Here is a 20,469-nt window from a genome sequence, read left to right on the forward strand (position 1 = left end):
TAAGGTGTTCGCTCCCTTTTTTTTGCTATGTGGGTCTATTTTTATAAATTGCGTTTCTCAAAATATAACTAATTGAGTCTAGCCTAAATGAAACGGATTATTCTACTATTTTTTGCAACAGTCTTAACAATAGTTAGCACTCTTGCCGGTGAAATTGAGCTTAGAGGTACATTTCAAGGTGAAAACCTGTATGTAAAAAATCCTTTTGCGGCATCCGGTGTTGGCTTCTGCGTATACGAAGTAACTGTAAATGGACAGACCACAACCGACGAAATCAACTCAAGTGCTTTTGAGATTGATTTAGGAGTATTTCAGTTTTCCATAGGTCAGCCAATTATTGTTGGTATTAAATTCAAGGATGAATGCGAACCTAAAGTTCTAAATCCTGAAGTTCTTAATCCACGTGCAACATTTGAAATTGCAAAAATGGATGTGAGTGATGAGCAATTATCATGGACCACAACAAAAGAGTCAGGAGCTTTACCATTTATCGTAGAGCAATATCGTTGGAACAAATGGGTTAAAGTTGGCGAAGTAGAAGGAAACGGAACAAACCAATCCAATTCATACAAGGTAACCATCAGAAAGCATAGTGGTGAAAATAAATTCCGTATCAAACAAATTGATTACCGTAATAAACCACGTTACTCTTCTGAAGTAAAAAGCGCCTCAGCAAAAGAAGCAGTTACCTTTAGCCCTAATAAAGTTGTTGATGTCATTAATTTCTCATCACCAACCTTGTACGAAATATATGATGAGTATGGAGGAATCGTTTTTAAAGGTTATGGTTCAGATGTTAATGTGGCCGGAATAGAAAAAGGTCGTTACTATATTAATTACGACAATAAAATGGAACGATTCACTAAAAAATAAACTAACAGGATAGTATAATTAGAAGGTGATCCGCTAGGGATCACCTTTTTTTATGAATAATCTGACAGAAAATTAAGCAATTCACTTGCATTTAACCAAGGAGTTAGCTTGCAATAAAAACAAATCATTAATTTTGCAAGCCTGAATATAAATAGAAATAAAAATGGAACAGATTCGTCGAACAAAAATTGTTGAATTGCTGAAGAGCACAGATTTTGGTGCGCAAGCAAATGTGAAAGGTTGGGTAAGAACCAAACGAGGTAATAAACAAGTTAATTTTATTGCTTTGAATGACGGATCATGTATTCATAATATTCAGATAGTTGTTGATGTACCTAATTTCGATGAAGCCTTATTGAAGCGCATTACAACAGGTGCTGCTGTTTCAATAAATGGTGAAATTACCGAATCTACAGGTAGTGGGCAGAAGGTAGAAATTTTAGCGAAAGAAATTGAGGTAATGGGCGACTGTGATGCTGATAAATACCCGATTCAACCCAAAAAACACACGCTTGAGTTTTTAAGAGAGAACGCACACCTTCGTTATCGCACAAATACATTTGGTGCTATCGCCCGTGTGCGACATGCAATGATTTTTGCTGTTCATGAGTTTTACACTAAGAAAGGTTTTATTAACATCCATACCCCTATTATTACAGCTTCGGATGCAGAAGGTGCCGGTGAAATGTTTAAAGTAACCACACTGGATTATGAAAACATGCCACGTACTGAAGAAGGAGATATTGATTATTCACAGGATTTCTTTGGGAAAGCAACTAACTTGACTGTATCAGGACAGTTAGAGGGTGAATTAGCTGCTCTCGCCATGGGTGAAATTTACACCTTTGGTCCAACATTCCGTGCTGAAAACTCAAACACTTCTCGTCACTTGGCAGAATTCTGGATGATTGAGCCAGAGATGGCATTCTATGACCTGGATGACAATATGGATCTGGCTGAAGAGTTTTTAAAGTACCTCATCAAATATGCTTTAGATAACTGCATGGATGATCTGAAATTCTTAAGCAAGCGCCTGCAGGATGAAGAGAAGAACAAGAAAGCTGATGAACGTTCAATGGAATTAATCGAAAAACTACAATTTGTATTGTCCAACGATTTTATTCGATTACCATATACAGAAGCGATAGAAGTTTTGAAAAACTCAAAACCAAATAAGAAAGGTAAATTCAAGTACCCTATTGATGGTTTTGGCAGTGATCTCCAATCAGAGCATGAGCGCTATCTTGTTGAGAAACACTTTAAGAAACCAGTTATATTAACTGATTACCCAAAAGACATCAAAGCTTTTTACATGAAGCAAAATGATGATGGTAAGACAGTACGTGCTATGGATGTTCTTTTCCCGCAGATTGGTGAAATCATTGGGGGTTCGCAACGTGAAGAAGACTATGACAAACTCGTCACACGAATGAATGAAATGGATATTCCGGCCGAAGAAATGTGGTGGTATTTAGATACACGACGTTTTGGTTCTGTTGTGCACAGTGGGTTTGGTTTAGGTTTTGAACGTTTGATGTTATTTGTGACAGGCATGGGTAATATCCGTGACGTAATACCATTCCCCCGAGCTCCAAAAACAGCCGAGTTTTAATTGAAGAATGATTTAAAAAGATATGGATGCCGGTTTTCATTGAGAACCGGCATTTCTTTTGATTATTCGTCAAAAAAAGTGATGCTTATATCGGTTTTGATTAATAAATCTTAATTTTGTTGGGGACTCACTATTTTAGTTGGCAAGCAGTGCAGTTGACACAGGAATGATTAGAACGAAGCGATAGGAATGTTAAAACAGAGTTTACAGCAAAAGCTACTTCAAAAACTTTCACCTTTACAAATTCAGGTGATTAAGCTATTGGAAATTCCAACAGCACAATTGGAGCAACGCATTAAGAAAGAACTGGAGGAAAATCCAATATTGGAGCTTGAAAGAGAGCAGCAAGATCCAGACAAAGAAGAACAAGAAGCTCCTGATCAAGATATTGAGCGAGACGAATTATCCATTGATGAGTACATCAATAATGAAGATATTCCTGCTTATAAATTACAAGCGCGCAACTTTTCAAAAGACGATAAACACGAAGACATTCCTTTCTCAACCGGCGCAACATTCCACGAACACCTGATTGCTCAGCTTGGCCTACGCATACTAACCGACCGTCAACGTAATATAGCCGAATATATAATTGGTAATGTAGATGAAGATGGTTATTTAAGGCGTGAGGTTGATGAAATAATCGATGATCTGGCTTTTGCTCAAAACATTGAGGTAGATGAGCGAGAAGCGCTCGATGTACTGGAAATAGTGCAGGATTTTGATCCGGCAGGAGTAGCAGCCCGTGACTTACAGGAATGTTTGTTATTACAGATTAAGCGAAAAGATCGTACTTTCCCAGATATCGAGAATGCTTTTCAGATATTGAGGTATCATTTTGAAGAATTTACAAGGAAGCATTATGATAAAATAGCTAAACGTCTGCATATTGACGAGGATGAGTTAAAGGATGCTTTAGCTGAGATTCTGAAACTAAATCCTAAGCCTGGAAGTTCGTATAGTAATCCAATGAGCAAAACCGTTCAGCACATCATTCCGGATTTTATTTTGGAGATTGAGGACGAACAATTCCAGTTAAGCCTGAACAACAGAAATGTACCCGAATTAAGAATTAGCAACACCTATTCGGACATGCTTCAGGATTATAGTGCTAACAAAAAGAACCAGACACAGGATAAGAAGGAAGCCGTAATGTTTGTGAAACAGAAGCTGGATTCGGCCAAATGGTTTATCGATGCCATTAAACAACGTCAGAACACACTGATGACGGTAATGAACTCGATTCTGGATTATCAGCACGACTACTTTATTGAAGGTGATGAGACCAAGATGAAACCAATGATCCTGAAGGATATTGCTGAACGAACCAACCTGGATATTTCAACGATCTCAAGGGTTTCAAACAGTAAATATATTCAAACACACTTTGGGATTTTTCCTTTAAAGTATTTCTTCTCCGAAGGCATGCAAACCGAATCAGGTGAAGAAGTTAGTACGCGTGAGATTAAGAAGATATTGGAGGAATGTATCGCTAACGAAGACAAACGTAAACCATTAACTGACGACAAGTTAGCGGCGATTTTAAAGGAGAAATCATACAATATTGCACGACGTACTGTTGCCAAATATCGTGAACAGTTAAATATTCCGGTAGCACGACTTAGAAAAGAACTTTAATCAACAGCCGGTTCATTCCGGCTTTTTTATTGACAAAATGCGCATCTTAGCAAAAGCCCTATCCACCGTTTTTCATCCAATGATCATTCCTACTTTAGGACTATTTCTGATATTTAATCTTGGAGGGCACTTTTCCTATTTGCCTATCGATCTCAAACGAAGTATTTATCTGATTGTATTTTTAAGCACCTGCATACTACCTGTAAGTCTTATTCCATTATTTATTCTTTTAGGTGTTGTAAAAAACGTATACATGACCGATCGAAAAGAAAGAATTGTCCCTACCTTTTTTACTGTCATCTTCTTTTTCCTGGGTTACTTTTTCCTCAGTCGGATTTCTATTGTACCATCCTTTATTCAGCAATTTATGCTGGCAACAATAGTTACAATAATTGTAGCATTAGGCATAACATTTTTCTGGAAGATCAGCATGCATATGATTGGTATTGGAGGCTTAACCGGTGCTATACTTGCGTTATCATTCCGATTTGGTGTGGATAGCTGGCTAGTACTTCCACTGGTCATTATAATTGGCGGAATGCTGGGTTCTTCGCGTCTGTACCTTAATGCTCACTCACCATACCAGGTTCATGCCGGTTACTTTCTCGGCCTCGTCATTGTTCTTACCGGCTCCCTTTTATAACCCTTAAGGTTCTCTTTTTTCTTATAAACCAGAATCTGTCATAGGAATATAATAAGTTCCTGTATGTCGGCAGGTGAGAAGTGTATCAGAGGAATCCTATATTGAATTAACACAATGAACTTGTCTAATGACAATTTGGAAGAATAAACCAGCAATGAAGAATTTCATTACAGGAATGCAGACAATTGTTACAGGAGAATAAAATACCTTACAGGGAATCAAAAATATTAACAGGGACAGAAAAATATAATGTTTTTTACTTCCTGTTACTTACATAGTGCTTCCTGCAATAAAGTGTGTAGTATCTTTACAGGAAGCTAACCACCTTTGGTATAAAATAGTATGAAAATAAAAAGCCACCCTAAATGGGTGGCTTCATATTCTTTTGAAAAAGATCGGACTGAATTACTCAGCAGCTGGAGCTTCTTCTGTTCCTTCAGCAGCTTCTTCTTCCACTTCCTCACCTGCAGCCTCTGCAGCGGCAGCTTTAGCAGCAGCTTCTGCCTCAGCAGCTAATTCAGCTTTCTTAGCAGCAAGAGCTTCTGCTCTCTCAGTGTTGATCTTAGCTTCCTGCTCCAAACGCTCTTTGCTTGCGTTAGCTTCTGCACCTGCTAATTGATCTTTTTTAGCTTGAATCTTACCTTCTTTTTCAGTTAACCAAGCGTTGAAACGCTTTTCTGCTTCTGCCTCATCAAAAGCACCTTTCTTCACACCTTCTTGCAAGTGCTTCTTCATCATCACTCCTTTGTACGAAAGAATCGCACGGGCAGTGTCTGTTGGTTGAGCACCTTTTCCTAACCAGTCAAGAGCTTTATCAAAGTTCAAATTGATTGTAGCAGGATTTGTGTTCGGGTTGTAAGAACCAATTCTTTCAATGAACTTACCATCACGTGGTGATCTGCTATCGGCTACTACGATATGGTAGTAAGCATACCTTTTACGTCCATGACGTGCCAGTCTGATTTTTACAGGCATAGTATTACGTTTTATAAATTAAACAATTGCAAAAACTCGTTTTGCGGATGCAAAGGTAACCCTTTAAATATTAATCACAAACGCTTTTATTAAAATACAATGTATTAAAGACTAAAATTATATTTAAGCTTCAGCATTATTTCTCTTGATGGTCCGGGAAATGGTGAGTGCCATCCATCGAATGGTTGAATATATTGATAGTTTTGCGAGAAAATATCATACACGCCAACACCTATTTCCATTGGTAAATTAAAAGCCCGCGTATATCTCGCATACAAATTAATCAAGGCAATAGGATCATATTCAGTCAATACAGATGTTTCTTCTGTTTCATCAATGGAATCAAACCCATATCTTTTTCCTTTAATGATTATCGATGGATTTATGGAAAAATTATCATTGAGCTTAAAATGACTCTGCAAATTGAATTTGTGTTGAGGAAATGCTAAAACGGCCTTCTTATTGCCAACCACTGCATAATAGTCTACTTCATTTATATTTTCAACCGAATAATATGAATAGTTTGCTTTGACATATCCCCATTTCCCATTTAGTTTACCTTCCAGCTCAAAACCTTTTGATCCATATCTGGTCGAATTGTAGTAACCTTCATATTCAACATCCTCGTCTTCGTCATAATGATAAAAGTATACCATTGGATCATGGATGTCAGTATAGAAGAAATTCCCATTTAAGGCAAAGTTTGATGTAAACTGATAACCAAGCTCAATCTCATACACATCACTCTTCTCAGGCTTTATATTAGGTGAAATATCATCAAAACTTCCATCATCATATAGTTCATATGCCACTAAATTAGCCACACTTGGAGTTCTAAACGCACGACTATAAAGCGCTTTGTAATGAAACTTCCCAAAATCTCTCGTCAGACTTACGCGCGGAGAAAATGCTCCATCAACCATTGAATGCTTATCGTAACGCATCCCTGCTGTAATATTTGTCAACTTAGTCTTTAAAATACCTTGGATAAAGAAAGATGTATTTGATAAGGAGAGTTGCTCACTACCATCGAACCAAAAATCATTATCTGCTTTCATTTTGGCACGATCATTATAATATTCTCCACCAGCAATAACATTTAGATTCTCATTTGGCTGATATTCAAACTGAACATTACCCAGCAGCCTGTTAATAGCTGGATTATAATATCCTGTAAACTCATTATCAGTAGCCCATGGTTTTTGACTCTTGAAGTTTAGTCGCGGTGTAAGAGTTAATTTATCATTCAGATCAATACTATATGATGCACCTGTAAACACTCCGTTAAAACTCTGCTCAAATGGTCTCTCTGCCATGGCATCATACAACGATACTGTTTGCTGCTGATAATCATCGTAAATAAAGCGGAAATCAAAACCCCGGTTTTGAATACCCAAATTTAGATTGGTGGTTTGCGTATTGGCCCCATCATTTTTAAGATCATATGTATCGCCGAATATATCAGTAAAAATTTGATCAGAATAAACACCTTTACCGTAACCCGCCTTAAGATCAATTTCCCAATAATTCAGTTTCCTGGCGTAATTCAGATTAACATTACTTCTTGCTAAGCTACGCTCCATTTGCCCTACTTGCCCGGACACTTCCAATCCTTGGAAATTAACAGCACGATGCGTTACAATATTAATAACACCCAACTCTGCATTACCACCATAAAGAGATGACCCCGGGCCTCTGATAATTTCAATCTTCTGAATTTGATCAACATTAATCCGGTTACCAAATTGAAATGAAGCAAAGGCTTGTTCCTGCATTTCCTGTCCGTCAATCATCACTAACAGCTTACCTTCATACGCCCATAAACCGCGAATACCAGCACCAATGGAACTTGTTACATCCATCCCAAAGTCAAAACCTGGTACTAAATTTAAAACATCAATTAAATCCCGGGCTCCTGAATTTTGAATCTCTTCCTTTGTAACAACAGTTACAACTCCCGGCGTTTCATTAATCGAAACTGAATTTTTGGAAGCCACTGATACTTCCATATTAAAAATATCATCCAATTCGGCATCCAAATTGATCGATTCCATGTCTTGTGCGTTCACTAAAGAGCACAACATTACCATCATCGCAACAAGTGCGATCTCCCTAATTCTAAGCATTTTCTTTCCTTTTTTTGAATTCCCAATTACACTATAATATTCCCCTTAACTATAGTACTTAGACTGCCCTTAACGCAATTACATTTAAAAGGTTACTATTTCATATTAATCGAACATTTAACACGAAACTTCCATCGTTTTATAAAAGCTTTTATTTCGACAATATCCATTCATTAGATTGTTATGCGTGAGTTAAGACATTCACCAATTAATTCGTTATTTTCGCAATCCAGCCCAGGCAAATAAATAAATTTAGAAAATTCTGATACTGAGATGTTTTTAATATTTGACACGGAAACCACCGGCTTACCAAAAAAATGGAAAGCACCATTAACTGACTTTGATAATTGGCCAAGAATGGTGCAGTTGGCGTGGCAATGTCACGATATTGAAGGGAACTTTTTATATGCGAAAAATCATGTAATAACGCCTGATGGTTTTGTAATTCCTGAAGACGTAGTCGAGGTACACGGCATCTCAACGGAAATTGCTCAAGAAAAAGGTATACCCTTAAAAGATGCTTTACTGGATTTTATTGAAGATGTCCAGAAAGCCAAATTTATCATTGGCCACAATGTATCATTTGATATAAACATAGTAGGATGTGAGCTACTGCGCAGCGGCATGGATGAAAAGGTGTTGACAGACGCTCCTATGTTGGATACCATGACCGGCAGTAAAGAGTTCTGCGATCTGAAACGTAATGGTCAGCTTAAGAACCCTACTCTTACAGAGCTTCACCTTAAACTTTTTGGGGTTCCCTTTGCTGAGGCTCACAATGCAGCTGCCGATGTAGAAGCAACCTCCCGATGTTTTCTTGAGCTAATACGTGTAGATGGCTTAAGTACGCAACTCCTAAAAATGTCGCCTGACCAAATTCGGGCTTTCAAACTAAACAATCCAACTACCATTGAACTGGTTGGTATTGAATATGAATCATTCAAAGTAAATACCTCCTTCGATGACATATCAATTGAGGAGGAGGAGAGAAAATTAAAAGAAGCTGCTGCCAGTGCCGAACGTCAACCTTTTGTGCACCTGCATGTGCACTCGCAGTATTCCATTCTTGATGGAGCTGCTAAAACTGCAGATATTGCAGCCAAAACAAAAGAAGATGGAATGCCGGCTGTGGCGCTTACTGATCATGGCAGCATGTTTGGCATTAAAGAATTTCATGTTGCCTGTAAAAAAGCAGAAGTTAAACCAATTATTGGGGTAGAAGCTTATGTTGCCAAACGAGGACATCTGCGAAAAGATGATAAAACAGATTCGGGAGGTCATCACCTTATCCTTTTAGCTAAAAACTATACTGGCTATCAAAACCTGCTGAAGCTTACCTCTATTGCGCATACAATTGGTATGTATTATAAACCACGTATCGATAAGGAGTTGCTGGAACAACATAATGAAGGAGTCATTGTAAGCAGCGCATGTCTTGGAGGTGAAGTTGCTCAACATATTATGGCAGGTAATTTCGAAAAAGCCAAAGAAACTATAAAGTGGTTTAAAGGAGTTTTTGGAGATGATTATTACCTGGAGTTACAGCGCCATAAAAATGACGATCCAAGACTTAGAACTGATGTTTGGGAAAATCAGGTGAAAGTCAATAAGGTAATTCGTGAATTAGCAGCTGAATTGGATGTTAAGATTATTGCCACTAACGATTCACATTTTATGAATCCAGAGGATGCCGAGGCGCACGATGTGTTGGTATGTTTGAGTACAGGGCGCGATTATGACGATCCGACCCGTATGCGCTATACCAAGCAGGAATGGTTTAAAACAACTCAGGAAATGAACGAACTTTTTGCGGATGTGCCGGAGGCATTAGCCAACACTGCAGAAATAGCAGATAAAGTTGAGTTCTTCGAGTTGGATGCAAATCCTATTATGCCTCCATTTGATATCCCTGAGGAGTTTGGCTCGATAGAAACGTATAGAGAAAAATTTGATGAAGCTAAGTTAATAGAAGAATTTGGAGAAGAACGTTATCATAAACTTGGCGGTTACGATAAAGTACTGCCCATTAAATTAGAGTCCGATTACCTGGAATACCTAACTTTTGAAGGAGCTAAAAAGCGTTATCCTGATGACTTCACTGAAGACAAACGTGAACGGTTGGAATTCGAATTGGAAACCATTAAAACAATGGGTTTCCCGGGGTATTTCTTAATTGTACAGGATTTCATCAACTGGGCAAAAGATAATGGTGTTTTGGTTGGACCAGGCCGGGGATCGGCTGCCGGTGCTGCTGTAGCATATTGTGTGGGCATTACCGATGTAGATCCAATTAAATACGATCTGCTATTTGAGCGATTTCTGAATCCCGACCGTATCTCTATGCCCGATGTCGATATTGACTTTGATGATGACGGGCGACAAGATGTATTGGATTATGTAACCGACAAATATGGACAGGAAAAGGTAGCCCACATCTGTACATTTGGTACAATGGCTACGAAAAGTTCCATCAAAGATGTGGCACGCGTATTACGTTTGGAACTGGCTGAAGCCAATAGACTGGCCAAGATGGTTCCCGAAGCTCCAAAAATGAGTTTTAAGAAAGCCTATAAAGAAGAACCCGCTTTGTTGGAAGAAAAGGAATCATCGAATCCACTTATTGCCAAGACTATACGATTTGCTGAGGCACTGGAAGGCTCTGTGAGGCAAACAGGAGTACATGCCTGTGGGGTACTCATTGGTAAAAATCCGCTTGACGAACACGTACCAGTAATGCCAACCAAGGGTGAGGAACTACTCACCACACAGTACGATGGTCGATTTGTAGAAGATATAGGTCTTCTAAAAATGGACTTTCTGGGCTTAAAGACCCTTTCTATAATCAAAGAGGTGTTGGGTAACGTAAAATTGTCAAAAGGCATTGATGTTGATATTAACAATGTTAGTCTGGATGATGAAGAGACCTTTCAACTTTTTAGTCGGGGTGAAACAACAGCCATATTCCAGTTCGAGTCGCCCGGAATGAAAAAACACCTGAAGGCTCTCAAACCCAATCGTTTTGAAGATTTGGTAGCCATGAATGCATTGTATCGTCCGGGACCGATGGAATACATCCCTTCTTTTATTGCCCGTAAACATGGCCGTGAGAAGATTGAATACGACCATCCAATGATGGAACCTTACCTGAAGGACACATATGGTATTACAGTTTACCAAGAGCAGGTGATGCTTCAGTCTCGTGCGCTTGGCGGTTTTACGCGTGGTGATTCCGACTCGCTTCGAAAAGCCATGGGTAAGAAAATAATGGCCATGATGGACAAACTGAAAGAGAAGTTCATCAAAGGCTGTTTGGATAGTGAAGAATTTGTTGGGGCTTGTAAAGATGGTAAAACATCCATTGCCAAGGCTGAAGATCTGATAGAGAAAATCTGGAAGGACTGGGAAGCATTTGCAAGTTATGCCTTCAACAAATCACATTCGGTGTGTTACGCCTATATTGCCTACCAAACAGGTTATCTGAAAGCCCATTATCCGGCTGAATTTATGGCGGGTGTATTAAGTCGTAACCTTAGTGATATCACCAAGATCACCAACTTCATGGAAGAGTGTAAAAACATGGGGATGGATGTATTAGGACCTGATGTTAATGAATCGTACCGTAAGTTTACTGTAAATAAAGGAGGTGCCATTCGTTTTGGAATGGCTGGTATAAAAGGTGTTGGTGAGGGTGCTGTTGATGCCATTATTCAGGAACGGGAAAAGAACGGCCCATATAAATCAGTATACGATTTTGTTGAACGATTGCCTTTAACTACTGTTAATAAGAAAAACATTGAAGCATTAGCTTATTCCGGAGCCTTCGATGCCATGGGTGAATACCACCGTGCACAATTCTTTGGCAAGCATGAGAATGATGATATGAACTTTATTGAGCATCTCATCCGCTATGGCAACCGTTACCAAGCCGACAAAGCATCATCACAAAACTCATTATTTGGAGCAATGGGCGGAGATATTGCCATCAAGACTCCTGATATGCCTAATTGCATCGAATATTCGATCATCGAAAAACTTAATCACGAGAAAGAGTATATAGGCATATATCTTTCCGCTCATCCGCTTGATCAGTATAAATTGGAGATGAACCATTTTGTTCATCATCGCCTAAAGCAGTTAGATGATCTGGAAAGCATGCGCGGTCGTGATATCACGGTGGCCGGAAGTATCGTGAATGTTCGCCGGGGAACTACAAAAAAAGGTAATCCTTACGCCATTATGTCCATGGAGGACTATACCGGTTCTTACGAATTTGCCTTTTTTGGTAACGATTTTACTGAGTATTTACCATATTTGGAAGTTGGCTATTTCATTATGGTAAAAGGACGTATTCAACCCAAACGTTTTAACCAGGAAGAACTAGAGTTTAAGATAAATAATATCAAATTCCTCAGCGAACTTAGAGACACTTTAGTTAATACCATCACCCTTAAAGTACCCTTAAATGCCATCTCTCAAGAACTAATAACAGAATTAGCTAATATTCTGCATGCTAACGAAGGAAAGGTAACACTCAAGTTTATGGTGCAAGATCCGGAAACCAAGAATGCTGTTCAGTTTCTTTCTCGAAGTATGCGGGTAGATTTAAATGATGACCTGATAAAATACATTGATGAGCATCAAGACATAGAGATGAGTATTGCCTAAGGTTACTTGATGAGAATCAATTAAGATTCTTATATCTATATATTAAAAAATGTGTATTTTTGAACAGTCCGAAGTTATTTTATATACCTTTGGCCAATCACTTTGAAATAAAGAAGTTAAAATTTTTGTAATAATAAAGTAAAACAGATTTGCTATGTTGATCGAAGTTACTGATGCCAATTTTGATGAGTTAGTATTGAATTCAGACAAGCCAGTATTGGTTGATTTCTGGGCTGAGTGGTGTGGACCTTGTCGTATGGTAACACCAATTGTAAAAGAATTGGCAGAAGAATACGGTGAGAAAGCCGTTATCACTAAAATGGATGTTGATAGTAACCCTGGTACTTCAGTGAAGTTCGGTATTCGTAACATCCCAACTATTTTGTTCTTTAAAAATGGCGAGGTAGTTGACAAACAAGTAGGTGCAGTTCCTAAAACTATTTTGGCATCAAAACTTGATGCCTTAATGTAGTATATGCATACAAAACTTAAAGGCTGTCAAAAAAATTGACAGCCTTTTTTAATCCTTATATTAAAACTACCCCCTTTTATCATGAAACATTTAAGTTTATTAATGGTCATACTGGCACTTTCTCTTAGTGGTTGTCAGTTTTTTGGACCAGAAAAAAAAGTTGTGAATACCGGCAATAAGAATGCCGATGGAACATTCATTAAAAAACGTCATTTCAATGATGACCCTCATTCACCTGTAGAATGGGAAATTTCTATGAAATTTCAGGATGGCAGTAAGTCCGCAATACGCCATGGCGTGTCTAAGCGCTACACCAAAAGTGGTAAATTAGCTGAGACTATCAATTATGTTGAGAACAAAAAAGATGGCGTTCGATTAACTTATCACTCCACTGGGAAAGTGTATAAAGAGCAACCATACAAAGAAGGAAGGTTGAATGGCATTTGTAAACGCTACGATAGAGAAGGTAGAATCACTGCCGAATACGAATACAAGAATGGCTTGCCTGGCGTAGGAATGAAACGCTACACCAATTTAGGTAAGGAACGCCCTGATCCAATCATTAAAATTGTGAAGAATGACAACATTCGAACAACAAGTAATTATGTACTTAGTATTTCTTTAGTTGGAGACGGAGCCAAAAGCGTTAAATCTGTCGAATTTTTTGAAGGTCAGCTAATCGAAGGTAAGTACTTCCATAAAAACTTAAGTCCGGCTAAAAAGATTTCAGGCAAAAAAGCGGAGATAAGAATTAAGCTTCCGCAAGGTAGTTCAATTAATAAGAATTTTAATATTGTGGCTCAATGCAAAACAGCTGATGGAATCTTAATACTTCAAAAGCAAGTTCATGTTGATGCACGGGGAGTTTAAACGTGCTTAAATGATATTTTAAAGCCCTGGAAATCATTCCGGGGCTTTTTAATTTATTCTTAAATCATAAGGAATTAACCCATTATCATTCCTACAATTGTTGCGGACATTAATGAAGCAAGTGTTCCGGCCAGCAATGCTTTCATACCCAGTTGAGATAGTAAAACTCTCTTACCGGGGGCTAATGATCCGATTCCTCCAATTTGGATACCAATTGATGCGAAATTAGCAAATCCGCAAAGCATATAGGTAGCCATCACCATTGATTTGTTGCTATAGAAAGCGCCAATATCTTTCAATTCGGCTAAACTTACATATCCTATAAATTCTGTCATAATCAACTTTTCACCAAGTACACGGCCAACCAAATCAATATCTTGTCCAGGAACACCTAAAAGCCACATAATTGGTGCAAATACATAACCTAAAATAAACTGCAAAGAAAGCTCTTTGTACTCTCCGCCGGTTGCGTTGGCAATTAGACCATCAATGGAGGCCCAATATCCAAGCTTGATAAAGATGTAATTTAACATCGCAATAAAAGCGATGAAAACAAGCAACATACCTGCTACATTCACCGCAAGTTTTATTCCTTCTGAGGTGCCGTTTGAAATCGCATCAAGTATATTTTTACCAATCCTCTCTTTGCTTACCTCAACTTCTTCCCTAACTTCCTCTGTTTGCGGCAAAATTATCTTGGAAATAACCACTACACCCGGAGCTGCCATAATTGATGCAGCAAGTAAATGTTTCGCATAAATTAATTCTTGTACTGGATCACCTCCACCTAAAACTTTGATATAGACAGCTAGTACACCTCCTGCAAGGGTTGCCATACCACCTGCCATAACCAATAAAATTTCGGACTTATTCATTTTTTCCAAATAGGCCTTAATCATCAATGGTGATTCAGTTTGCCCAAGAAAAATATTCCCAGCGACAGATAAACTTTCTGCACCAGATAAACGCATTAGTTTTGTTAGTGCAAGTGCTAAAACATATACGACTTTTTGAATGATACCTAAATAATACAAAACGCTTGTTAAGGCAGAGAAGAATATAATGGTTGGTAATATTGTAATAGCAAAATTTAATAATGGAGATTCTATAACATTAGCTCCAAAACTCTTAAATAAAAATGTTGTTCCTGCATCAGTAAAGCTGAGAATTTTTACAAATCCTCTTCCAATAAAATCGAAAACTGATTGTACAAGAGGGATGTAAAGAATTGATAATGCTAATATCAATTGGATTGTTAAACCTGTTCCAACCACCTTCCAGGATATTGCTTTACGGTTTGTACTAAATAACCAGGCAATTCCGATCAATACTGCCATTCCAAATAGGCCTCTTAGTATACTTGCAAAATTAAATGATGCAGCTGTTGATACCTCGACAACCTGACTCGTATTAGTTTGAGAAAAAATCACACTTGTTAAAAGCAAACAAAAAGAGGTAAGAAGATACTTCTTCATATTATCTGGGATTTAAAAATGTTTTTGGATTTGATTGAAAAGGATGACCCCCTAACTATTTCTCACGGCGATTAATCTCATCCCTTATCTTAGAAGCTTTTTCGTAATCCTCTGCTTTGATGGCTTCGTCCAGTAACTGCTTAAGCTCATCAATGCTTTTAGATTTGTATTTTGTAGAGCTCTCCTTAGAAGTAGAAGGTTCTACTGGTGTTATCGCATGACCTTCTTCTTTCTTATCAAAGTCAAGAACGATTCCTGCCTTTTGAATAATGTCCTCGTAAGTATAAATAGGACATCCAAAACGTAAAGCTAAAGCAACTGCATCAGAGGTTCTGGAATCAATATGTAACTGTTCTTCACCTCTTTGACAAACCAATTCAGAATAGAAAATACCCTCTTCCAGTTTATACACCACAACTTCTGTCACTTCAATATTAAATGACTTTGAAAAGTTTAGAAATAAATCGTGGGTGAGTGGTCTTGGCGGCTCCAGACCTTCAAGTTTAATAGCGATTGACTGAGCTTCAACTCCTCCAATAATTATAGGTATTCTTCTTTCTCCGTCTTCCTCTGCGAGCACTAATGCATAGGCTCCTGATTGGGTTTGGCTATAGGATAAACCAAGAATATTTAACTTGATCTTCTTTCTGCTCATATTCGCTATTATAGATCGTATGCCCTTTTCCCGTTTAATATAAAAAGCCGAAAAAGAGCGAATTAGTGTTACTTAATGCTTTCAAACAAATATAGTAATTACTTTTTAACAATTGGGGGAAAGTGCCTTTTTTAAAAGTGATTCAATATCTTTACTCTCCATAAAAAACTAATTTTCAGCGAAGAGTAACATCTTTTATTTGTGTCGAAAACTATTTTTATATACTTTTGCACTCCATTGAATCCTGTGGGGTAGAAAAAGTGGCTTTATAAAGGAAGTCCACCTCCTGGAGAAAACCATTAAAATTGGTGACATGTACGCAATTGTTGACATTGCTGGACAGCAATTTAAAGTTGAGAAAGAAAGAAAAATCTTTGTGCATCGATTGAGTGCCGAGGAAGGTGCTACAGTTGAATTTGAAAAAGTACTTTTAACAGACAATGAAGGAGACGTTAAGATTGGTGCTCCTGTTTTAGAAGGTGCTAAAGTAACTGCAAAAGTTCTATCACACGTTAAAGGTGATAAAGTAATCGTTTTCAAAAAGAAAAGAAGAAAAGGTTACAAGAAGAAGAACGGACATCGTCAGTGCTTCACACAAATTCAAATTGAAGAAATCGTAGGTTAAGAAACTCAAAAAATTAGAATAAGATGGCACATAAGAAAGGCGTCGGTAGTTCGAAGAACGGTAGAGAGTCGGAAAGTAAACGACTCGGCGTAAAAATTTATGGCGGTCAGGCTGCCAAAGCTGGAAACATCATCGTTAGACAGCGTGGAACTCAGCACCACCCAGGTGAAAACGTAGGTATGGGTAAAGATCACACCTTGTTCGCATTGGTTAATGGTACTGTTGCCTTCCGCAAGAAAAGAAACAACAAATCTTATGTATCAGTAGAACCATTCACTGCTGAATAAGATTATTGAAAAGATTATTAAATCTCCTGTTTTTATTACTTTCGTGATAATTTCAGGAGATTTTTTTTACTCGCTAACAATACAACAATATGTTGACCTTAAAATTCATTCAGGATAATAAAGAATTAGTCGTAGAGCGACTAAAGATAAAAAACTTCGACGCGACGGAAATCGTTGAAGCAATCATTGATCTGGACAATCGCCGTAAAGCAACACAGGTGGAAGCAGAATCATTTCAGCAGGAAATGAACGGGCTTTCGAAACAAATTGGTCAGCTGTTTAAATCGGGTAAAGCCGAAGAAGCCAACCAAGCCAAAGCTCGCACTGGCGAATTAAAAGATAAGATCAAGGAGTTAAATACCTCTCTGGATGAAATTACAGCACAACTTAACGAACAGTTAGTATCGCTGCCAAATATTCCTAATAAAATTGTTCCTCCTGGAAAAGGCGAAGAAGATAATGTAGAGGTGACTAGTGGCGGAACAATGCCTCAACTGGAGGTTAAAGAACCACACTGGGATCTGATAAAAAAATACGACCTGATTGATTTTGAATTAGGCACTAAGATTACTGGAGCAGGCTTCCCAGTGTACAAAGGAAAAGGTGCTCGTTTACAGCGTGCATTAATCAATTTTTTCTTGGATGAGGCAGAAAAGGCCGGTTATAACGAAGTGATTCCTCCATTGGTGGTGAATGAAGATTCAGGTTTCGGAACTGGGCAATTGCCAGATAAAGAAGGCCAGATGTACCACGTGACAGCTGATAATCTTTACCTAATACCTACTGCCGAGGTCCCTGTTACTAACATTTTCCGAGATGTAATTTTGAAAGCCTCTGAAATGCCAGTAAAGAACTGCGCTTATTCTGCGTGTTTCCGTCGTGAGGCAGGTTCATGGGGTTCGCATGTGCGTGGCCTAAACCGTCTTCACCAATTCGATAAGGTAGAAATTGTACAGGTGGCTCATCCCAAAGAATCTTATGAGATACTGGATAAAATGGTTGCACATGTACAAACAATAGTTGAAAAACTGGAATTACCGTGGCGTATCCTTCGCCTTTGTGGTGGTGATTTAAGTTTTACTTCGGCATTAACTTATGATTTTGAGGTTTATTCAGCAGCTCAAGAACGCTGGTTAGAGGTCAGCTCGGTTTCAAACTTCGAAAGTTATCAGGCTAACCGATTAAAGCTTCGTTATAAAGAAGATGGCGAGAAAAAAGCTCAACTGGCTCATACTCTAAACGGCAGTGCATTGGCTTTGCCTCGTATTGTTGCCGCCATACTGGAAAACAACCAAACGCCTGAAGGTATTCGTGTACCAAAGATATTGGTGCCATATATGAATGGTGTTGAGCTAATCAACTAATTTCATTGATAATATTTACACCTCGACTCCGCTCGGTGAGTGTGGTCGGGGTTGTTTTTTTTACTGACTACTGACTTATTACTATATAACTAATTAACCATGTATATCTTCAACACCACTTTTATGATCGACAATTCCATGATTGATGAATGGAAAAAATGGATGGACCGTAACTACATTCCTACTATGAAGGATTTGGTAAAAGATATTCGGGTTGAGCTATATCAAGTGATGGCAGTTGTTGAAGAAGGCAATACTAACTTTTCGTGTCAGATGCAAGTGACCAACCCGGCTAATCTGGATACAATCAATAAATACAATGCAATCCTGATTAATAATGCCAAAGAAAGCTATGGTGATAAATTCCTGACTTTTAGCTCCATCTTAAACGAAGTAAAACTTGACTAAAGAACGAATCATATTAGGCATCGACCCGGGAACAACAGTGATGGGGTATGGCATTATCCGCTCTGTTGGTAAGAATGCCGAAATGGTTACTATGGGTGTGTTGGAGCTGCATAAATACGGCGATCACTACCTGAAGCTGCAAAAGATATTTGAACGTGTTGTTCAGCTTGTTGACACTTATCATCCTGATGAGTTGGCTATTGAAGCACCTTTCTATGGTAAAAATGTACAGTCGATGCTCAAACTTGGACGTGCACAGGGCGTAGCTATGGCCGCCGCTTTATCACGATCAGTACCTATTTTTGAATATGCTCCCCTGCGCATTAAGCAAGCCATCACTGGTAACGGACGGGCCTCAAAAGAACAGGTAGCAATGCTTTTACAAAACATGCTTAAGCTAAAGGAAATGCCCAAATACCTTGACGCCACTGATGGACTGGCTGCAGCCTATTGCCACTTCCTCCAGAACCAAAAGGTAAATATCAGTTCAGGCACCAAAAGCTGGAAAGAATTTATCAGTAAAAATCCGGGGAGGGTTAAGAAGTAAAGGATGACACTCTCCGTTTCGGGATAATAATTAACCATTTAGGATGACTCTTATCCAATCGGGGATAACACCCGACCACACAGGGACAACATTTTTCCAACCAAGTATAACTCTTTCCATTTCGGGACAACAATTAACCACTTAAAGATGACTCTTATCCAACCGGGGATAATACCCAACCACTCAGGGACAGCATTTTTCCAACTATGAATAGCTCTTTCCAGTTCAGGATAAGGTTTAACCATTAAAGGATGGCATTTATCCATCTGATTGGGCTTTAATAATGAGTGGTCAAGCTTCAATAACGATTGGTTGAACGTTAAGAATAAGTGGGTTAGCTCTAAGAATAACTGGTTAAACGCCAATAATGATAGTAAAACTACAGCCTTTGCCTATTGCTTATTCAACTAGGATTACAACTTAAACCCCCTCTTTCACATAAAAGGTCTTTTCAATAAGTGTTTTGGCATTACCAACTGAAATAACAATCACATAATCGTCCCGTTTAATCACCTGATCATCCGAAGGGTTCTTTTCGACCCTTCCATCTACAACCAAACCGATTAATATGGCATTCAGTTCTTTTTTCATCTTCACAAAAGCTTCAAAATAAGCCATTCCTTCATAGGGATTACCTTCACACACCTTGAACTGCTGAATATCCTGATCATCATTGTTAATGCTGGTAGCAATCAGATCGTCAGTATATTCTGCTACGTGAGGTTCAAATAAATAGGAAGCCACCATTTTTGAGGCTACCTCGCTTCGGGACACCACATGCTTAACACCTGTGTTTATAAGGGTATCTTTCAGATCGGGCGCGGTACAATTTACAATGATGTTAATGTCAGGATATAATTTTTTGAGATTTAACACAAAAACAAGGGTCTCGGTATCATCCTTAAAATTGACAAAAACGGCTTTGCACTTATCAATATTCACTTTGTCGAAAGCCATATTGTTGTGGTAATCGGCAAACATAGCAAAGGCCCTGTTATGATCATACAGATCCTTGATTAGCTCCAGATTATTTTTTGAATTGGTGATAAAAGCCACCTTCTGCCCGGCTGGAAATATTTGATCGGCTACTTGTCGGCCAAATTCGTTCCAGCCAATAATTATGTAGTGATCTTCGAAATCTGTTCCAAAAAATCCATTCTTTTTCTTTTCCATATACAAATTAATTCTGCTGGTTATTTCTCCAATAAAGTAACCGATAAGGCCCAGGCTTCCT

18 protein-coding genes are annotated in these 20,469 nt (G+C 38.4%); 12 read left to right on the forward strand and 6 right to left on the reverse strand.

Annotated elements, in window-relative coordinates; translation table 11 throughout:
- The first annotated feature begins 87 nt into the window (after window positions 1-87).
- The 4 genes from AC4MRQ_RS04835 (at window position 88) to AC4MRQ_RS04850 (ending at window position 4,766) form a co-directional block, all read left to right on the forward strand.
- Window positions 88-873 (forward strand): hypothetical protein, encoded by a 786-nt coding sequence (locus tag AC4MRQ_RS04835; protein ID WP_491196522.1) that lies wholly within the window; start codon window positions 88-90, stop codon window positions 871-873.
- 163 nt (window positions 874-1,036) lie between these two features.
- Entirely contained in the window at window positions 1,037-2,485 is a 1,449-nt protein-coding gene (asnS, locus tag AC4MRQ_RS04840; protein WP_491196523.1) for an asparagine--tRNA ligase, read from the forward strand.
- Window positions 2,486-2,674: 189 nt separating this feature from the next.
- Complete coding sequence (rpoN, locus tag AC4MRQ_RS04845) at window positions 2,675-4,123, forward strand: RNA polymerase factor sigma-54 (RefSeq protein ID WP_491196524.1); 1,449 nt, start codon at window positions 2,675-2,677, stop codon at window positions 4,121-4,123.
- 37 nt (window positions 4,124-4,160) lie between these two features.
- On the forward strand, window positions 4,161-4,766 hold the full coding sequence (locus AC4MRQ_RS04850; protein ID WP_491196525.1) for a PAP2 family protein: 606 nt from the start codon (window positions 4,161-4,163) through the stop codon (window positions 4,764-4,766).
- Window positions 4,767-5,171: 405 nt separating this feature from the next.
- Here AC4MRQ_RS04850 and AC4MRQ_RS04855 read toward each other — a convergent pair whose 3' ends face one another.
- Together AC4MRQ_RS04855 and AC4MRQ_RS04860 are read right to left on the reverse strand one after the other, a co-directional pair.
- Complete coding sequence (locus tag AC4MRQ_RS04855) at window positions 5,172-5,741, reverse strand: 30S ribosomal protein S16 (protein WP_491196526.1); 570 nt, start codon at window positions 5,739-5,741, stop codon at window positions 5,172-5,174.
- A gap of 104 nt (window positions 5,742-5,845) precedes the next feature.
- Window positions 5,846-7,867, reverse strand: coding sequence for a TonB-dependent receptor plug domain-containing protein (locus tag AC4MRQ_RS04860; protein ID WP_491196527.1), 2,022 nt, complete (start codon window positions 7,865-7,867; stop codon window positions 5,846-5,848).
- Between the two features lie 273 nt (window positions 7,868-8,140).
- Here AC4MRQ_RS04860 and dnaE point away from each other — a divergent pair, with 273 nt between their 5' ends.
- The 3 genes from dnaE (at window position 8,141) to AC4MRQ_RS04875 (ending at window position 13,874) form a co-directional block, all read left to right on the forward strand.
- Window positions 8,141-12,532, forward strand: coding sequence for a DNA polymerase III subunit alpha (gene dnaE, locus AC4MRQ_RS04865; protein ID WP_491196528.1), 4,392 nt, complete (start codon window positions 8,141-8,143; stop codon window positions 12,530-12,532).
- Between the two features lie 154 nt (window positions 12,533-12,686).
- Window positions 12,687-13,004: a thioredoxin gene (gene trxA / locus AC4MRQ_RS04870; protein WP_491196529.1), complete on the forward strand. Its 318-nt coding sequence runs from the start codon at window positions 12,687-12,689 to the stop codon at window positions 13,002-13,004.
- An 81-nt stretch (window positions 13,005-13,085) separates the two neighbouring features.
- Window positions 13,086-13,874 carry a toxin-antitoxin system YwqK family antitoxin gene (locus tag AC4MRQ_RS04875; protein WP_491196530.1) on the forward strand — a complete coding sequence of 263 codons (789 nt, stop codon included), beginning with the start codon at window positions 13,086-13,088 and terminating at the stop codon, window positions 13,872-13,874.
- A 74-nt stretch (window positions 13,875-13,948) separates the two neighbouring features.
- Here the strand turns inward: AC4MRQ_RS04875 and AC4MRQ_RS04880 are convergent, their stop codons facing one another.
- Entirely contained in the window at window positions 13,949-15,349 is a 1,401-nt protein-coding gene (locus AC4MRQ_RS04880) for a NupC/NupG family nucleoside CNT transporter (RefSeq protein WP_491196531.1), read from the reverse strand.
- A gap of 55 nt (window positions 15,350-15,404) precedes the next feature.
- Window positions 15,405-16,004, reverse strand: a complete 600-nt coding sequence (locus tag AC4MRQ_RS04885; protein ID WP_491196532.1) for a bifunctional nuclease family protein — start codon at window positions 16,002-16,004, stop codon at window positions 15,405-15,407.
- Window positions 16,005-16,317: 313 nt separating this feature from the next.
- On the opposite strand from AC4MRQ_RS04885, the gene rplU reads away from it, so the two are divergent.
- From rplU to ruvC, 5 genes are all read left to right on the forward strand, one after another.
- Window positions 16,318-16,629: a 50S ribosomal protein L21 gene (rplU, locus tag AC4MRQ_RS04890; RefSeq protein ID WP_491196533.1), complete on the forward strand. Its 312-nt coding sequence runs from the start codon at window positions 16,318-16,320 to the stop codon at window positions 16,627-16,629.
- Between the two features lie 23 nt (window positions 16,630-16,652).
- Window positions 16,653-16,916: a 50S ribosomal protein L27 gene (gene rpmA / locus AC4MRQ_RS04895; RefSeq protein WP_491196534.1), complete on the forward strand. Its 264-nt coding sequence runs from the start codon at window positions 16,653-16,655 to the stop codon at window positions 16,914-16,916.
- An 89-nt stretch (window positions 16,917-17,005) separates the two neighbouring features.
- Window positions 17,006-18,280 (forward strand): serine--tRNA ligase, encoded by a 1,275-nt coding sequence (gene serS, locus AC4MRQ_RS04900; RefSeq protein WP_491196535.1) that lies wholly within the window; start codon window positions 17,006-17,008, stop codon window positions 18,278-18,280.
- 99 nt (window positions 18,281-18,379) lie between these two features.
- Window positions 18,380-18,688, forward strand: a complete 309-nt coding sequence (locus AC4MRQ_RS04905) for a DUF4286 family protein (protein WP_491196536.1) — start codon at window positions 18,380-18,382, stop codon at window positions 18,686-18,688.
- Window positions 18,681-19,235 (forward strand): crossover junction endodeoxyribonuclease RuvC, encoded by a 555-nt coding sequence (gene ruvC / locus AC4MRQ_RS04910; RefSeq protein ID WP_491196537.1) that lies wholly within the window; start codon window positions 18,681-18,683, stop codon window positions 19,233-19,235. The genes AC4MRQ_RS04905 and ruvC overlap by 8 nt, the downstream gene beginning before the upstream one ends.
- Window positions 19,236-19,285: 50 nt before the next feature.
- Here ruvC and AC4MRQ_RS04915 read toward each other — a convergent pair whose 3' ends face one another.
- Together AC4MRQ_RS04915 and AC4MRQ_RS04920 are read right to left on the reverse strand one after the other, a co-directional pair.
- Entirely contained in the window at window positions 19,286-19,501 is a 216-nt protein-coding gene (locus AC4MRQ_RS04915; RefSeq protein WP_491196538.1) for a hypothetical protein, read from the reverse strand.
- A gap of 154 nt (window positions 19,502-19,655) precedes the next feature.
- The coding region (locus AC4MRQ_RS04920; RefSeq protein WP_491196539.1) for a potassium channel family protein at window positions 19,656-20,469 on the reverse strand (814 nt) is incomplete at its 5' end.

Source organism: Carboxylicivirga sp. (assembly GCF_982718395.1).

Excerpts from the sequence above, each read along its gene's own strand:
- AC4MRQ_RS04835 (WP_491196522.1), top strand. The coding sequence starts at position 88 with ATGAAACGGATTATTCTACTATTTTTTGCAACAGTCTTAACAATAGTT.
- asnS (WP_491196523.1), top strand. The coding sequence starts at position 1,037 with ATGGAACAGATTCGTCGAACAAAAATTGTTGAATTGCTGAAGAGCACA.
- rpoN (WP_491196524.1), top strand. The coding sequence starts at position 2,675 with ATGTTAAAACAGAGTTTACAGCAAAAGCTACTTCAAAAACTTTCACCT.
- AC4MRQ_RS04850 (WP_491196525.1), top strand. The coding sequence starts at position 4,161 with ATGCGCATCTTAGCAAAAGCCCTATCCACCGTTTTTCATCCAATGATC.
- AC4MRQ_RS04855 (WP_491196526.1), bottom strand. The coding sequence starts at position 5,741 with ATGCCTGTAAAAATCAGACTGGCACGTCATGGACGTAAAAGGTATGCT.
- AC4MRQ_RS04860 (WP_491196527.1), bottom strand. The coding sequence starts at position 7,867 with ATGCTTAGAATTAGGGAGATCGCACTTGTTGCGATGATGGTAATGTTG.
- dnaE (WP_491196528.1), top strand. The coding sequence starts at position 8,141 with ATGTTTTTAATATTTGACACGGAAACCACCGGCTTACCAAAAAAATGG.
- trxA (WP_491196529.1), top strand. The coding sequence starts at position 12,687 with ATGTTGATCGAAGTTACTGATGCCAATTTTGATGAGTTAGTATTGAAT.
- AC4MRQ_RS04875 (WP_491196530.1), top strand. The coding sequence starts at position 13,086 with ATGAAACATTTAAGTTTATTAATGGTCATACTGGCACTTTCTCTTAGT.
- AC4MRQ_RS04880 (WP_491196531.1), bottom strand. The coding sequence starts at position 15,349 with ATGAAGAAGTATCTTCTTACCTCTTTTTGTTTGCTTTTAACAAGTGTG.
- AC4MRQ_RS04885 (WP_491196532.1), bottom strand. The coding sequence starts at position 16,004 with ATGAGCAGAAAGAAGATCAAGTTAAATATTCTTGGTTTATCCTATAGC.
- rplU (WP_491196533.1), top strand. The coding sequence starts at position 16,318 with ATGTACGCAATTGTTGACATTGCTGGACAGCAATTTAAAGTTGAGAAA.
- rpmA (WP_491196534.1), top strand. The coding sequence starts at position 16,653 with ATGGCACATAAGAAAGGCGTCGGTAGTTCGAAGAACGGTAGAGAGTCG.
- serS (WP_491196535.1), top strand. The coding sequence starts at position 17,006 with ATGTTGACCTTAAAATTCATTCAGGATAATAAAGAATTAGTCGTAGAG.
- AC4MRQ_RS04905 (WP_491196536.1), top strand. The coding sequence starts at position 18,380 with ATGTATATCTTCAACACCACTTTTATGATCGACAATTCCATGATTGAT.
- AC4MRQ_RS04915 (WP_491196538.1), bottom strand. The coding sequence starts at position 19,501 with ATGGATAAATGCCATCCTTTAATGGTTAAACCTTATCCTGAACTGGAA.